Annotated in this window: 13 protein-coding genes; 6 read left to right on the top strand and 7 right to left on the bottom strand. The window is 64.0% G+C overall.

What is annotated here, in order from left to right:
• Positions 1–1,299: a sugar MFS transporter gene (locus FHW92_RS02785; protein WP_168601675.1), complete on the top strand. Its 1,299-nt coding sequence runs from the start codon at positions 1–3 to the stop codon at positions 1,297–1,299.
• Between the two features lie 101 nt (positions 1,300–1,400).
• Here the strand turns inward: FHW92_RS02785 and FHW92_RS02780 are convergent, their stop codons facing one another.
• The 3 genes from FHW92_RS02780 to FHW92_RS02770 form a co-directional block, all read right to left on the bottom strand.
• Complete coding sequence (locus FHW92_RS02780; RefSeq protein WP_168601674.1) at positions 1,401–2,981, bottom strand: MFS transporter; 1,581 nt, start codon at positions 2,979–2,981, stop codon at positions 1,401–1,403.
• Positions 2,982–3,071: 90 nt separating this feature from the next.
• A complete protein-coding gene (locus FHW92_RS02775) occupies positions 3,072–3,326 on the bottom strand; it encodes a hypothetical protein (protein ID WP_168601673.1) in 255 nt (84 codons plus the stop codon).
• A gap of 51 nt (positions 3,327–3,377) precedes the next feature.
• The gene (locus FHW92_RS02770; RefSeq protein ID WP_168601672.1) at positions 3,378–3,836 is read right to left on the bottom strand and encodes an Lrp/AsnC family transcriptional regulator; all 459 of its coding nucleotides are present in this window, start codon (positions 3,834–3,836) and stop codon (positions 3,378–3,380) included.
• Between the two features lie 156 nt (positions 3,837–3,992).
• Between FHW92_RS02770 and hppD the strand changes: the two genes are divergently transcribed.
• The 5 genes from hppD to FHW92_RS02745 all read left to right on the top strand — a co-directional run bounded on the left by hppD (position 3,993) and on the right by FHW92_RS02745 (position 11,177).
• Entirely contained in the window at positions 3,993–5,096 is a 1,104-nt protein-coding gene (gene hppD, locus FHW92_RS02765) for a 4-hydroxyphenylpyruvate dioxygenase (RefSeq protein ID WP_168601671.1), read from the top strand.
• Positions 5,096–5,656 carry a VOC family protein gene (locus FHW92_RS02760; RefSeq protein ID WP_168601670.1) on the top strand — a complete coding sequence of 187 codons (561 nt, stop codon included), beginning with the start codon at positions 5,096–5,098 and terminating at the stop codon, positions 5,654–5,656. Before hppD ends, FHW92_RS02760 begins: the two co-directional genes overlap by 1 nt.
• Positions 5,614–6,945, top strand: a complete 1,332-nt coding sequence (fahA, locus tag FHW92_RS02755) for a fumarylacetoacetase (RefSeq protein ID WP_168601669.1) — start codon at positions 5,614–5,616, stop codon at positions 6,943–6,945. Before FHW92_RS02760 ends, fahA begins: the two co-directional genes overlap by 43 nt.
• A 117-nt stretch (positions 6,946–7,062) precedes the next feature.
• Positions 7,063–9,861 (top strand): DUF2339 domain-containing protein, encoded by a 2,799-nt coding sequence (locus tag FHW92_RS02750; RefSeq protein ID WP_210428342.1) that lies wholly within the window; start codon positions 7,063–7,065, stop codon positions 9,859–9,861.
• Entirely contained in the window at positions 9,858–11,177 is a 1,320-nt protein-coding gene (locus tag FHW92_RS02745) for a DUF3999 family protein (RefSeq protein WP_168601668.1), read from the top strand. The genes FHW92_RS02750 and FHW92_RS02745 overlap by 4 nt, the downstream gene beginning before the upstream one ends.
• Before the next feature lie 132 nt (positions 11,178–11,309).
• Here FHW92_RS02745 and FHW92_RS02740 read toward each other — a convergent pair whose 3' ends face one another.
• From FHW92_RS02740 to mdlC, 4 genes are read right to left on the bottom strand one after another with little or no spacing between them, the layout of a single operon-like run.
• Entirely contained in the window at positions 11,310–12,248 is a 939-nt protein-coding gene (locus FHW92_RS02740) for a ketopantoate reductase family protein (RefSeq protein WP_168601667.1), read from the bottom strand.
• A 10-nt stretch (positions 12,249–12,258) separates the two neighbouring features.
• Positions 12,259–12,753 carry an aromatic-ring-hydroxylating dioxygenase subunit beta gene (locus FHW92_RS02735; protein ID WP_168601666.1) on the bottom strand — a complete coding sequence of 165 codons (495 nt, stop codon included), beginning with the start codon at positions 12,751–12,753 and terminating at the stop codon, positions 12,259–12,261.
• Positions 12,750–14,114 (bottom strand): aromatic ring-hydroxylating dioxygenase subunit alpha, encoded by a 1,365-nt coding sequence (locus FHW92_RS02730; RefSeq protein ID WP_168602114.1) that lies wholly within the window; start codon positions 14,112–14,114, stop codon positions 12,750–12,752. Before FHW92_RS02730 ends, FHW92_RS02735 begins: the two co-directional genes overlap by 4 nt.
• On the bottom strand, positions 14,114–15,679 hold the full coding sequence (mdlC, locus tag FHW92_RS02725; protein WP_168601665.1) for a benzoylformate decarboxylase: 1,566 nt from the start codon (positions 15,677–15,679) through the stop codon (positions 14,114–14,116). Before mdlC ends, FHW92_RS02730 begins: the two co-directional genes overlap by 1 nt.
• Positions 15,680–15,724: the final 45 nt, after the last annotated feature.

Genomic DNA, 15,724 nt, shown 5'->3' with positions numbered 1-15,724 from the left:
ATGGCACTGGCCCCCAATCTGTCCGCCGAGCGCGATCTGAATTCACCGGACGCGGAAGGCACCCATCTTGACGCCCCCGAACTGCAGGTTTTCGTCTTGGCGCTGTTCTTCATCTTTGGCGGCATCACCAGCCTCAACGATGTCATCATCCCCAAGCTGAAAGACCTCTTCACGCTCAGCTATACGCAGGCGATGCTGGTGCAGTTCTGCTTCTTCACCGCCTATGCCGTGATGGGCCTGCCCGGCGCGGCGCTGGTCAAGCGGATCGGCTATATGCGCGGGGCGGTGGTGGGGCTGCTGGCGATGATGGCGGGTTGCCTGCTTTTCATCCCCGCCTCGCAAAGCGCCACATACGCCCTGTTTCTCCTCGCGCTCTTCGTACTGGCCAGCGGGGTTGTGGTGGTGCAGGTCGTGACCAATCCGCTGATCTCGCTGCTGGGCCCGGCGCGGACGGCGCATAGCCGCCTGTCCTTTGCGCAAGGCTTCAACTCTCTGGGCACGGTGATCTTTCCCGCCGTGGGCGCCGGACTGATCCTTGGCAATCTAGGGGAAGGGAAGAGCGACGCCCTGACCGGGCCGGCGCTGGCGGCCCATCGCATGGCCGAAACCCAGACCGTGGTGCATACCTACACCGCGCTGGCTCTGGCGCTGCTGGTGGTGGCGGGGGTGGTCTGGGCCAACCGGCATCGGCTCAAAGATGAGCATCACGAAAGCTCCTCGCTGGTGGCAAGCTTTGCGCTGCTTCGCGACAAGAGGTTCGGTCTGGGGGCGCTCTGCATCTTTCTCTATGTCGGGGCGGAGGTGTCGATCGGCTCGCTGATCGTCAATTATCTCAAACAGCCCAGGGTGCTGGGCCTTAATGAAGCGGCGGCGGGCCTTTACATTCCCTGGTATTGGGGCGGGACGCTGGTTGGGCGGTTTGTCGGCTCGGCGGTGCTGCGGGCGGTCTCTCCGGGCAAGGTGCTGGCCTGCAATGCGATGGGCGCGATTGCGCTGATCCTGATCGCGGCCAACGCCTCGGGCCATCTGGCCGCCGCCAGCCTGCTGCTGATCGGGCTGATGAACTCAATCATGTTTCCCACCATCTTCAGCCTCGCCTGCAAAGGGCTGGGGCGCAGAGCGGCCGACGGATCGGGCATCATCAACATCGCCATTTTCGGCGGGGCCGTCGTGCCGATCCTGACCGGCGCACTGGCGGATCTGACCGGCAGCCTGTCACTGGCGCTGGCCCTGCCCGCCATTTGCTATGCGGTCATCGCCTATTTCGGCTATGACACCCACAGGCCGCACCGGACCTGAGTGCCGAAACCGGGATCGCGGGCGGCGGCGACCACGATCCCGCAGCGTTTTCGAAGCAGATGGAATCATCTGATGGCTTGGAAAACGGGGTAAAACAAAATCTAGAGCGGAACGGGGCTTGCCCGCCCTCCATCCTCATCCAGATCGCGCAGATCGCGCCCGCGCGTTTCCTTGCCGAACCATGCCACCAGAAAGAGCGAAAGCGCGGTCGGCACCATCACCAGCAGCGAGGACGCCCCCATCGACAGTGCGATCCCGCTGATCGTCAAGCCCTGCGCCAGCAATCCGCCGCCCTTTGTCCAGGCCGCCACCCAGCCCGTGGCCCGCCCCCGCACCTTCAACGGGAAACTCTCGGCCGTATAGGGCAGCACGATGGCGATGATGCCATTCGTTCCCACAATCAACAAGGCGACCGGCAGAACCGGACTGCCGCCGCCCGCCAGTTCCAGCCGCAAGACCAGAAGCAGGCCCAGCAAGGTCAGCACAATCATCGAGGTCAGCGCCCATTTGGTGCTCCATCGACTGTAGAGCAGGGCGGCCACGAATACGGTGGGAAAGGCGATCAGCGCGCTTTCCGCCAGCAGGCGGCTTGATACGCCCACGGAATAGCCCTTGGCCACAAGATCGGCGGGCAGCCAGAGCAGCAGGCCAAAGTTGATCAGGCCCCATGACAGCGCGCAGATGCTGAGCGCGGCCAGTTTGCCGTAGAGCTGAAAGCCGACAAGCGCATGGGATTCACGCGCCGCGCCATCGGCAGGGCCCTGTGTACGCCGCGCCTTGGCTCCGAACCGGCGCATGACCGCCTCGGCCTCCTCCACCCGGCCCCGCGCCAGCAGAAATTTCGCGGATTCGGGGATGAACACGCCCAGCAGCACCAGCGTCAACCCGGTGGGCAAATTCGCGAGCCACAGGATGCGCCAGCCAAAGATCGGCTGCAGCAGGGCCGACATGCCGCTGGCCGCGAAATAGCCGCCCACCGCGCCCAATCCGCCGACCAGCACCAGGCTCCAGCCGCGATGCCGGTTCGGCATCATCTCGGCCAGCAGCGCATAGGTCACCGGCAGCATTCCCCCCGCCGCCGCGCCCATCATGAAACACATGGCAATGTTCCATTCCAGACTGGGCATCGCCCCGCAGATCGAGGTACCAACAAACATCACCGCCGAGAGCAGGATCGAGGCCTTGCGCCCATAGACATCGGCAATCCAGCCCCACAGCACCGATCCCGTCACCGTCCCGGCCAATGCGAAAAACGGCACCAGCGAGACGGTCTTCTTGGGCACGCCATATTCGCTGATCATGCCCGGCACGGTGAAGCCCAGCGAGGCCGGTTTCATGACATCAATGACAAGGGCCAGCGTCAGCACCGCCATCAGGCTCCAATGCGCCGGGCCAAGATGCGCATCCTCGGGCGCGGCCACCTCGATCCGGGCGGCATTCTCCCTTTGCGCGGTCACATTGCGCGGCAACAGGCCATAGGCGGCCAGCATCGTGCCCAGAACGATCAGCACCATGCCAAAGAGCATCATGTTGTCCATGGGCATGCCGACCAGTTGATAATTCATGGCACGCGCCATCGCAAACATCGGCAAATGCGCGCAAACGCCCAATGTCACGGCAATGCAGCCTGCGACAAAGGCCCATACGTGCCGGTCCGACAGCGTGCTTTTCATCGATCCCATCTGCCCTCACCCTTCCCTTGCCGGGGCGTGATAATCCTATTGTCGGACAAGGGAAAGCCGCGAGAGCGCGGGATTGCGGGGATAGCGCGGTCAATGCCCCTGCAGCATGGCCGCGACCATGGTTTGCCAGACTGCAAGGCAATCGCCGCCTTCCAGTCTGGCGTTGCCTTTGCCGATCATGGCCGCGCTGGGCTCCATCACCGCCATGAAGGCGACGCGGACATTATCCCGATACAGCTTGCGCATCGGCTCGGCATCGGGATCGCTCCAGTCCCAATCGGGCTGAACATTGTCATACATGGCGCGGGCGGCGCGTTCGAGCGGCGTCAGAGGAAGTTCGGTCATCACCATGGCCTTAGCCTGTCGGCACGCCATGGTGAAGATGCCGCGCCGCCTTCAATCCCCCAGCGGCAGTTCGGTGGTGCGCTTGATGCGGTCCAGCACAACGCTGGAACGGACGCTGGCCACATCGCCATGGCCCAGCAGCCCACGATTGATGAGTTCGGACAGGCCGCGCAGATCGCGCGCCAGAATGCGCAGCAGATAGTCCGAATCCCCCGTGGTGGCGCAGCAGTCCAGCACGCCTTCGATGGCCTGCATCCGCTCGTGAAAACGGGCGATGGTTTCGGGGGCATAGGAGGTCATCGTCACGGCGACAAAGGCCTCGACATGCAGGCCCAGATTTTCCTCATCCAGCAGGGCGACCTGTTTGCGGATAATGCCATCCTGTTGCAGCCGGGCAATCCGGCGCGAGACCTGTGAAGCGGACAGGTGGACGATCTCGCCAATGTCGGCGTGGGACAGCGAGGCGTCGGCCTGAAGCTGGGTCAGGATTTTGCGGTCGAGTTGATCCATGCGCCATTTTTGCATGAAAGGATAAATGAGCGCAAGAGTAGCGCGCGGCGGAGCCGTTCACACCCCAACTTCGCGCGGACCGCGCATGGGTTTTGCGATAGAACCTTCTCCAACGGCTGCGGCAAAACGCGGCCCTTTGATCGCGGAGAGAAAGCCATGGCCGACAGCGCCCCCACCGCCGACCTGTTCCCCAACCCTCTGGGCCTGGACGGTTTTGAATTCATCGAATTTGCCGCGCCGGAAAAGGGCCTGCTCGAACCGGTCTTTGCCGCCATGGGTTTTGCCCATATCGCCAACCATCGCAGCAAGGATGTGCAATTGTGGCGCCAAGGCGGGATCAACCTGATCGCCAATTACGAGGCGCACAGCCCCGCCGCCTATTTCGCCGCCGAGCATGGGCCATCCGTCTGCGGCATGGGCTGGCGGGTGCGCAATGCGGCCCATGGCTATGCTGCGGCCATCGAGCGCGGGGCCGAACCGGTGGAACTGAAAACCGGGCCGATGGAATTGCACCTGCCCGCGATTAGAGGGATCGGCGGCTCGATCATCTATCTGATCGACCGCTATGGCGATGAACTGTCAATCTATGACATTGATTTCACCTATCTGCCCGGTGTCGATCGCCACCCGGTCGGCGCCGGTTTCCACACGATCGACCACTTGACGCATAATGTCTATGGCGGGCGGATGGCCCATTGGGCGCATTTCTACGAACGCGTCTTCGGCTTTCGCGAGATCCGCTATTTCGACATCAAGGGCGAATATACGGGCCTGACCAGCCGCGCGATGACCGCGCCCGATGGCAAGATCCGCATCCCGTTAAACGAGGAAGGCAAGGCGGGCGGCGGCCAGATCGACGAATTCCTGCGCGCCTATAATGGCGAGGGGATCCAGCATGTCGCGTTCCGCTGCGACGACCTGATCGCGGGCTGGGACGCGCTCAAGGCCAGCGGCACGCCCTTCATGACCGCCCCGCCCGCGACCTATTACGAAATGCTGGCCGAACGCCTGCCCGGCCATGGCGAACCGGTGGCGGAACTGCAAAGGCGCGGCATCCTGCTTGATGGCAGCACCGAAGAGGGCGATCCGCGCCTGCTGCTCCAGATCTTTTCCGAAACGATGATCGGCCCGGTCTTTTTCGAATTCATCCAGCGCAAGAAGGACGAAGGCTTTGGCGAGGGCAATTTCACCGCGCTGTTCCAAAGCATCGAGCGCGACCAGTTGCGCCGCGGCGCGCTGAACGTGACGGAGAAGGCATGATGACACAGGTTCCAGAGCTGCAACGCATCCACCATGTCGCCTATCGCTGCCGCGACGCGAAAGAGACGGTGGAATGGTATGGCCGCGTGCTGGGCATGACCTATACCACCGCCTTTGCCGAGGATCATGTGCCCTCTACCGGGGCCTTCGATCCCTATATGCATGTGTTCCTCGATGCAGGCGGGGGCAATGTGCTGGCCTTTTTCGAATTGCCGGGCCAGCCCGAGATGGGCCGCGACCCCAACACGCCCGCATGGGTTCAGCATCTGGCCTTTGAAGTCGCCGACGAGGCCGCCCTGCTCTCCGCCAAGGCGCATATCGAGGCGCAGGGGATCGACGTGCTGGGGCCGACCTATCACGGTATTTTCCGCTCGATCTATTTCTTCGATCCAAATGGCCACCGGCTCGAACTGGCCTGTAACATAGGTACGGACGAGCAATATCGCGAACTGCGCGAACTGGCCCCGGTGATGCTGGAGGAATGGAGCAGGACCAAGCGCGCACCGCGCCATGCGCAATGGCTGCATCACGAGCCCGCCGGGGATGGAGATCACGCGTGATCGACCACACTCATGATGCCGCCGCCTCAAGCTGGGTTGAGGGCGTCGATGAGCACCCGGATTTTCCGGTCCAGAACCTGCCGCTGGGAGTCTTTTCGCGCGAGGGTGAAACGCGGCGGATTGGCTCGGCGATCGGCGATTATGTCGTCGATCTGACAGGGCTGGCGGAGGCTGGCCTGCTGCCCGATGCCCTGTGCCCGGCTTTGAGCGAACAAACGCTCAACGCCCTGTTTCGCCTTGATGCAGCCACGCGGCGCGCGCTGCGCCATGCGCTTTTCGCCGTGCTGACCGATCCGGCGCGGCAACGCGCTGTGGTCCCGTGGCTTTACCCTGCGCAAAGTGTTGAATTGCATCTGCCCTTTGCCATTGGCGATTACAGCGATTTCTATGTCGGCATCCACCACGCCACCAATATCGGCAAGCTGTTTCGCCCCGACAATCCGCTGCTGCCCAATTACAAGCACGTCCCCATCGGCTATCACGGGCGGGCCAGTTCGATCCGCGTATCGGGCGCACCGGTGATCCGCCCCAAGGGCCAGATCAAGCCGCAGAATGCCGATCATCCGACCTATGCCCCCTGCCGCCGTCTCGATTACGAACTCGAACTGGGCATCTGGATCGCCGGGGATCATGCTCTTGGCGAAACCATCCCGATTGCCGATGCATGGGACCGGATCGCCGGGGTCTGTCTGCTCAACGACTGGTCCGCGCGCGATATTCAGGCGTGGGAATATCAACCCCTCGGCCCGTTCCTGTCCAAGAGCTTCCTTACCACGATCTCGCCATGGGTCATCACCGCGCAGGCGCTGGCCCCCTTCCGCGTGGCGCAACCCGCGCGGCCCGAGGGCGATCCTGCGCCCCTGCCCCATCTGTGGGATGCGCAGGATCAGGCGCAGGGGACGCTGTCCATCGCCCTCTCGGCCACGCTAGCCAGTGCGGCAATGCGCGGGAACGGCATGGCCGCACTGGAACTGAGCCGGGGCACGGCGCATGAGGCGATGTACTGGACCCCCGCCCAGATCGTCACCCATCACGCCTCAAACGGCTGCGATCTGCATACCGGCGACCTGCTGGGCACCGGCACGCTCTCCGGCCCCGCCCCCGGGAGCGAGGGCAGCCTGATGGAAATTTCCCAAGGCGGCCAGCATCCTGTCCTCCTGCCCAGCGGAGAGCAGCGCTGTTTCCTTGAGGATGGCGACGAACTGACGCTCCACGCCCGCGCGATGCGCGAAGGCTATCGCGCCATCGGCTTTGGCCCCTGTCGCGGCATCGTGGAGCAGGCGCGTTAGGCCTGCACGCTCCATACAGGACCAGCGTGACCAGTCCGTTTAAGGAGGATTACACAAGCCTTTCCATTTTCATCAAATCTGCGAAGCTGCCGCTTCAGACGAGATGATGAGGCGGGGATGGGAATTATTGGCTGGGCCGCCATTGTCGGCGCGCTTTTGGGGGGCTTTTCCGGGGGATATAATCTAACGGGCGTCTTTATCGGCGGGGTCCTTGGCGCCCTGATGGGGCTATGGCTGCGCTCTTTGGTGCAGCAGGAAATCCAGTCCGCCGTGCAGGCCGCTTTGGCCGAGGCAGAACGGGCCGACCACTCGGCGCAGGCGGCCCGGCCGATCGAAATCCCCACCTTGATCGAGGAAGAGTTGAAGGCCGCGCCCGCTGCAAAAGCAACGCCCCAAGAGCACGAGCCCGCGCCGGAACCGGAACCTGCAATGTGGGTCGCTCCACCGCCCGCCGAAACCTACCATCCCGCCCGCACCGACCCTGTCGAGGAGGCCATTGCCAAGGCGCGCGCGTGGCTGCTGGGCGGCAACACGATTGTGCGGGCCGGTCTGGCAGTGCTGTTTGTCGGCCTGGTTTTTCTGGCGCGTTTCGCGGCGAATGCCGGGCTGTTTCCGATCGAAATGCGCCTGACACTGATTGCCCTGATCGGGGCGGCCCTGCTGCAGGTGGGCCTCAACAAGCGGATCGAGCGGCCCTCCTTTGGCCTCTCTCTTCAGGGAGCGGGCGTGGCCGTGCTCTACCTCGTGGTGTTCGCTGCGGCCAAGGCCTATGGGGTGCTGCCGCCTGCGGCCGCCTTTGCCTTCATGATCCTGTTTGCCGCGCTGGGCTGCGGGCTGGCGCTGATGCAGGATTCGCTGACCATGGCGCTGGCCTCGTTTCTGGGCGGGTTTGCGGTGCCGGTGCTGCTGGGCGGCAAGAGCGAGACGCCGCTCGGCCTGTTCACCTATCTCACTATCCTGAATGTGGCGATCCTGGTGATCGCATGGAAAAAGAGCTGGCGGCCGCTCAATCTGCTGGGCTTTGTCGCGACCTTTCTTTTGGCCGGTCTGTGGGGCTTTTCCGCTTATGAAACGCGGCATTTCCTGCTCTGCGAGATCTTTCTCATCGCCTCGATCGCGATCTATCTCGCGACGGCCATGCTCTATGCGCACAACACGCCGGGTCCGCTCGGCAATTACGCCGATTCCACCCTGCTGTTCGGGACGGCGCTGGCCGGTTTCGGGCTTCAGGCGGGTCTGGTCCATGGCCGCCCCTTTGCCGAGGCCTTTTCCGCGCTGGGCTTTGGCGCGTCCTATCTCGGCATGGCCGCGCTGACGCTGCGCAGGCGCCGGACCGAGATGCGCCTGCTCAACGAATGTCTGCTGGCCATAGGTGTTGGCTTCGTCACGCTGGCCGTGCCTTTGGCGCTGGAGGCAAAATGGACCGCCGCCACATGGGCGCTCGAAGGCGCGGGGGCCTTCTGGGTGGGCGCGCGACAGGCACGCTGGATGCCGCGCGCTTTCGGTTTGCTGTTGCAGACCGCCGCCGCGCTGATGGTGGCGGTGTCTCTCGAACCCAACATTGCCGCGCTCCCGCTGGCCAACAATGGGTTTATGGTGCCGATGCTGGTGGCCCTGCCGGTGCTGTTCACCGCATGGCTGCTGCGCGCGCCTCTGGCGCACAGCGGGTCGTCTCTGGCGCAGGCCTATGCGCCGTGGGAATACAGTTTGCGCAAGGCATGGTTTCTGGGCGGCTTTGCGCTGGTCTGCCTTGCCATCCTGCGTGAAACAGATCGTTATCTGCCTGCTCCTGCTGCCGCACCCTCGCTGTCCGCGGCGGCGCTGTCGCCCTATATGCAGCTTTACACCGCCATGCTGGCGATCCTTGGCGCCATGGCCCTCGCGCAGGCCTTTGGCCGCAGCAAAGACTGGCCGGTCGCAGGCTGGCCCGCGCGGCTTTCCCTGCCGCTGTTGACGCTCTGCCTTCTGGCCGCGTTGATGGATGGGCGCAACATCCTCTATCTGCCCGACCTGTTCTGCTGGGCGCTGGCGGTTGGCCTGCACCTGTGGCTGCTGCGGCATCTGCCCGTGGATCGCTGGACGCTCGCCATGCATGGCGGCGGCGTGCTGCTGGGCACGGCCATGGTGGCGGACGGGCTGTGGCTGGGGATTGATCGCGGCGCGCTGTGGGACACATCATGGGCGGGCGTGGTGTTTCTCATCAGCGCCACCGCCATGCTTTTCGCGCTCACGCGCTGGGCGGGCAAGGCGGCATCGCGCGCCGATATGACCGGGCTTGGCTGGCCGCTCGATCCGGCCGCGCGGGCCTATTGGTGGCATGGGGCGCGGGTGCTGGCCGTGCTGGTCTATGGCGGGGCGCTGGCCACCACACTGATGGCCGAAGGCGTCACCGATCCCCTGCCCTATGTGCCGCTGCTCAATCCGGTGGATTTGACGGCCCTGCTGGCTCTGGCTACGCTGGGCCTGTGGCGCCAAATGCTGTGCGGCGCCCAGCCCCGGCCCGACGGCGCCGGATGGATAATCGGCGAAACGGGGATGGGCGCAGGTGCCGTTCTGGCCTTTGCCATCGTCAATACCCTATGGCTGCGCACCGCTCACCATTATCTGGGCGTGGGGTGGAGCAGCGAGGAATTGATCGAGAGCCAGATTGTCCAGTCGGGCTGCTCACTGCTCTGGACGCTGGTCGCGATGGGCCTGATGCTGTTTGCCCATCGGCGGCGCCAGCGCTTGCCGTGGCTGACCGGCGCGGTCCTGTTGGGGGTGGTCGTTGTCAAACTGGTGATCGTCGATATGTCCAAGGTCGAAGGCGTGGCGCGCATCGTCGCCTTTATCGGGGTGGGCCTGCTGATGCTGTTGATCGGTTATTTCGTGCCGCTGCCGCCGCGCGCGGATGATCGCGCGGGGTTGGACGCATGAGGCGCCTTGCCGCCCTGACACTCCTGCTGCTGGTCTCTTGCGACCGGGCGGATGAGGGCAAACCGCTGGGTCCGCAAGATTTTGCGCTGACCCTGCCGGTGGAGACCGGTGCGGAGCCAATTCAGCGTGTCGCGCTGCCTCCGGCCGCGCTGGTGGCAATCCGGCGGGCGGACAAGGGCGACATTCGCCTGTTCGACGCGCAGGGCAGGACGCTGTCTCTGGCCTTGCTGCCGATGAGCCCCGGCGAATTTTCGGCCGTCCGGGTCAAGGCGATCCCGTTTGGTTCACCCTCACTCGCGCATCATGGCCCCTCCGTTTCCGTTCGGGTGGATCGCGCAGCGCAGGCCGTCAGCATCAAGACCGATGAACCCTCCCCCGCCGCATCGGAACACGCTGTTCTGCTCGACACACGCCAATTGGACCAACCGGCAATGTCGATCACGCTCGAAGCCGACGTGCCCGTGCAAAACCCGGTGACGGTCTCGCTCGACGTGGGCAGCGACCTCAGCCATTGGCAGAGCCTGACGCAGAAGGTGCTGTTTCGGCCCGATCAGGGCAAGCGCCTGCTGGGGCCGGACAGGATCGATCTGGGCGGCGCTGTGCTGGGCGGGCGCTATCTGCGGGTGAGATGGAGCGGCGCGTCGGCCACGATGGTGACCGGAGCAAACCTTGTCACCTCGCCCACGCCCGCGCCGCATCGCATCACCGTGGCCACCAAGGGCGCGGTGATGAAAGATCCGCATCATGTGCTTTTGACCCTGCCCGAAGGGGCGGTGCCGTCGGCCCTGACGGTCACGATGACTGGCCGGGATGGCGTGGTGCCGATCCGCCTGCTGGGCCGTGCATCGCCAGACCAGCCATGGACGCCGCTCGCTTTGGGCAGTGTGAAGCAGGGGGAAAAGGGCGCATCTCTGGAATGGGGCGATGTCGGGCCGCGCGAATTCACGATCGAAGCGGATGCTCGCAGCGCCGGATTTTCGCAGGCGCCCAGGCTAGATCTGCAATTGGCTCCGGTCGAAGTGCTGGCCGCCTTGAATGGCGCGGCCCCCTATCGCCTGGCCGTGGGGCAGGCAAAGGCCCCACCCGCCTTTTTCGACATGGCCGAACTGGCCACGCGGCCGGAGCCCTTCCCGCAGGCGCGGGTGAAGGACGATGGGCGGATTGTCGAAATCGATGTGGCCCCCGGCGATGGCCGCAAAGGGTTTGCGCCGCGCATCATCGCGCTGTGGTCCGCGTTGATCGGCGGGGTGCTGGTGCTGGGTTTTGCGGCCTATCGACTACTTCGGGCCAATGATGTCGCGCGCGCCCAAAGATAGAGGAGCACGCGCGGCACCGTGATCTTGCGGAACGAATTCATGCCATAAAGCCCGCCATGTCCTTTCCGACAAAGTCTGCGGCCGTCATGTCATCCTCAATCATGTCGAGGCCGGCGGCGCCCGCCCGATCATTCAGCAACTCGTATGCTCCACCCCCTCGATCACCCGCACCAGATCGGCCAGCGTCGCGCAAACAGGCGTTGCAATGCCTAGCCTTTCCCCTTCACGCACGATGGCGCCGTTGATGGCCTCGATCTCGGTCATCCGGCCATGTTCGCGGTCCTGCAGCATGGAGGGCTTGTGATGGCCATGCTCGACCAACGCGGCATGGACCGTGCCGATAATGCTCTGTGCATCCAAGCTCAGGCCGCGCGCCTGCGCAACCGCGACAGTTTCCTGCACCACGCCTTGGGCGATACGGCGGCCCGCCGGGGTATTGATCTGGCCATTGGTGGCCCGACAGATCATCGAGGTGGCGTTGAGCGCGGCGTTGAAAGCCACCTTTTCCCACACCGCCCGTTCCACATCGTCACTCAGCACGGCATCGAAACCGGCGCGCTCCAGCAAATCGCGCACATCCGGGCCCGCGCGGTGGGCCTTGGCGGTAAAGCCCCCGAAATGGATATGGCCAAAGCCATGGGTGGCCACCCCGTTGGGCGGCGAAAGGTCGGCGGGAATATGCGCCGTCCCCTGAAGCACCCTGTCCGCGCCGAACATATCGGCCAGCTTTTCCGCATTGCCGATCCCGTTCTGCAAACTCATCACCAACGGCCCTTGCGCCTGCCAGTGACGGATCGAGGCAATGGCCGCGGCGCTGTGATAGCTCTTGGTAAACAGCAGGACGAGTTGCGGCGCCTCCGGGATCGCGCCTGCCAAAGCGGCGTCCACGCGAATGTCGCGCGTCCCGCGATCATCGGTCAGGCGAATGCCATCGCGCGCAATGGCGTCGATGCGCGCCTTGTCGACATCGACAAGGGTCACCTGCGCGCCCGCCTCGGCCATGCGCGCGGCAAACAGGCATCCCATGGCGCCGGCGCCAATGATCGCCACCATATCGGGAAATGAAGTCATGTCGGCGTCCTCAGATACTGTAAATATCGAGCAGGGTGGGAATGGTGTCATTCATCAGGCGGATAATCTTGCCCGCAATCATCCAGCGCCCCTCGATGCGGACGAACTCATGCTCGTAACGCCCAAAGAACACATGGGCGCGACCGGTGCGCACGTCATGAACATGGACGTTGAACACCGAGGCGATGCGCGCCCTTGCCGCATCCGCCTCCTCCACCAGCACATTGCCGATCATATGCGAGACGCGCGGCATGACCGACGAGGCCACCGACAGGCCCGATTGCACGCGCCTGATCCGGTCCTCCAGGTTGCGGCGGCCCCGATAATAGATCAGCGAAAGCTCACGATCCGGATCATCGGTCTGTGTACCGTCATCGCGCCATGCGGGCATCCAGAACAGGCAATCGGGGGTATAAAGCTCCAACCATTCCTGAAACGCGCCGCGATCCAGCAGCAAAGCCTCACGTGCGAGAAGTTCGGCAAATTCGGCCGCCTGCCCGCTCATGACAGCACGGCCGCCATGCGCTGTGCCCAGGCGCGATAGTAGGTGCGGAACAGGCTTTCATCGCACAATTGCGCGTCGGCCAGAACGCTGCGGGCAGGCTTCATGTCCAAGGCGTCGGAAAAGTCATTGCCGCCTTCCACACTCGCGGCCAGCCCGCGCGCATGGCCTTGCAGCCACCCGTTGGCCTGCTGCGCCATACCGGTCTGGGCCTCTTCATAGCATACCGTATCATCAGGCGTTGCCATGCCGGTGGGATTGAAGAAGTCCTCATATTGCCGGATCCGCAGCGCCCGCGCGCGGGCGCTCTCGCCGCGCGGGGCGATGCACCATGTCTGCATTTCGGTCAGATCGGGCGCGATAGGCCGGATCATCCGCAACTGGCTGGAGGCGTTTTCGGCGATCTGGAGATTGGGAAACAGGGTCAGGTTGCGCATGTTGAAAATCCAGTTGCGCCGGGCCACGCCCAGCTCTTCAGCCAGCGCATCGGCCCTTTCATACTCGGGCAAAGCTGCGCTGACGCCCATCAGCCCCCAGTTAAGCACATGGCCATGCTCGAACGAATAGGTGCCGCCGGTCACGCCGTCGGCATCCTCCTTCCAGAAATCGGCATTGCTCAGACTGGCGGTCACCACCTGCGAGGTTTCTTCAAGCGCGCGTTCGCTCAGGATGCGGATATAGCTGGGATGGGTCGAGGTGAAATGATACTGGTCCGAGCAGTTCTCAAGCTGCATCTTCCAATTGGCAGCATAGGTGAAGCGCACGCGGCCCGGCACGAGTTCCACCCCTTCCGGGCTCTTGTCGACCACCAGATCAATCAGCTTGCGCGCCTCGCCCAAATGATCGTCGAGCGAGGGTACGTCCGCATTCAGGCTGGCAAAGAGAAAACTGCGATATTCGCCAAAGCGCGCCACACGGGCCAGATTGTGGTCCTCACCCGCGAAACCTTGACCATAACAGCCGCGCTTTTCCCATTTGATGCCGCGATTGGCCCCCGCGCTGTCAAAGGTCCAGCTGTGATAGGGGCAGACATGGCGCCGCGCCTGTCCGCACTGACGCTGGACCAGCCGCACGCCCTTATGCGGACAGGCATTGATGAAACAATGCAACTGGCCTTCGCCGTCGCGGCTGACGATGACCGGCACCCGGCCGATGTTGGCGGTGAAAAAGTCATGCGGGTTTTCGGCTTGCGTCGCCATGCCGACAAACACCCACCCCCCTTCAAAGACATATCGCATTTCCAGATCGAACAGCGCCGCATCACGAAACAGCGCGCGGTTGACGCGGAATATGCCCTCCTCCGGTCTGTCGTCGATCAGGGCGGCAAGGCGGAAGCGCTGATGGCCCGTCGCGTCGCTCTGCATCACGCCACCATGGTTTCGACAAGAGTGGGCAAGGGACAGGTAAAGGACCACTGCAAGGCCTCGTCAAGCTCGGCCGAGGTCGCCGCGCGCCTTGCGGCCACCCCGTGCCCTTGGGCAAGGGCGCAAAAATCCAGCCCTTCCAGATCCGTGCCTTCGACCCGTTCCAATCCGAAATGGCTGCCAAACTGTCGCAGCGCGGCATAGGACCGGTTGTTGAGGATGAGGAAACTGACAGGCGTTTCCTCACGCGCGGCCGCAAACAGGCCCTGGATCGCATACATCGCCGAACCATCGCCCAGCAGCGCGATCACCTTGTCTTCCTTGCGCGCCAGCGCGATGCCGACCGAGGCCGGCAGGGCATAGCCGAGCCCGCCGCCCGCCGTGGTGTAGAATGTGTCCGGTTCGAGCATGGGCAGATGGCGCTGCATGACCGGCCGACTGGAGGGCGCCTCCTCGACCACGACCGATCCGGCGGGGCGCAGGCGGGCAATCGCCTCCATCACGCAGGCATCATTCAAACCGGGACCGTCCCGCGCAACAAGCGGCGCCGGAGGACGCGGCAGGACACCGGCGCGCGATGCGGGCGGCGCGACCAGCCGCCCCACCGTTTCCAGCGCAAGGCGCGGATCGGCCAGAATGGCCCGGTCCGACGGCGCGAATGACAGCAGATTGGGGTCCTCGGCGATCAGCCAGACGCTGGTGCCTTGCGGCAGATGCGGGCCATCGCCTTCGGTGTGATAGAGGTTGAGCGGTCCGCCCACCGCGATCACCAGATCGTGCTGTCGCAGCGTCTCGACAATGGATTCCCGCGAGGCCGCCAGAAAGCCCCGGAACAGGCGATGGTCTTCGGGAAACACATTCCGGCTGGCAAAGGGGGCGACATAGGCCGCCATACCCTGCGCCTCGGCCAGATCGATGGCCGCGCGCCACGCCTGTTGCCGCGCGCATCCCGCGCCCAGCACCAGCGCCGGGGCATGCGCTTTCGTCAGCGCTTGGGCCAATTGCACCAATTCGCCCGGATCGCCGGGATTGCCGGCGGCAAGGGTGCCGAAATCGAGCGGGTCGCATGGTTGATCCCAGTCATCCACCGGCACCGAGATGAACACCGGCCCGCAAGGCGGGGTCATGGCAATCCGGTATCCGCGCAGGATCGCGCGCGGCACATCGGCGGCGCGGGCCGGTTCGCAGGACCATTTCACAAAGGGCCGGGGAAATTCACAGGGTCTTTCAGCAAAAAGAAAAGGCTCGAACGGCAGGATCGAACGCGCCTGCTGGCCTGCGGTCACCACCAGCGGAGCCTGATTTTTGAACGCGGTGAACAGATTGCCCAGCGCATGGCCGGTCCCGGCCGAACTGTGCAGATTGACCAGCGCGGCATTGCGCGTGGCCTGCGCATGGCCATCGGCCATGGCCACCGCCACCGATTCCTGAAGCCCGAGTATATAACGGAAATCGGCTGGAAAATCGCGGAACATCGGCAATTCGGTCGAACCGGGATTACCGAAAACATGGGTCATGCCCAGTTTGCGCAGCAGATCCGTGGTGACATCCCTGACTGTGGCCATAGCCGGTATCCTTCCCTGCCCTTCACCGTCTCTTTGGCGCGACGA

It is taken from the genome of Novosphingobium sp. SG707, from assembly GCF_012275515.1.
GTDB lineage: Bacteria > Pseudomonadota > Alphaproteobacteria > Sphingomonadales > Sphingomonadaceae > Novosphingobium.
This window is presented reverse-complemented; position numbering and strand designations above follow the sequence as displayed.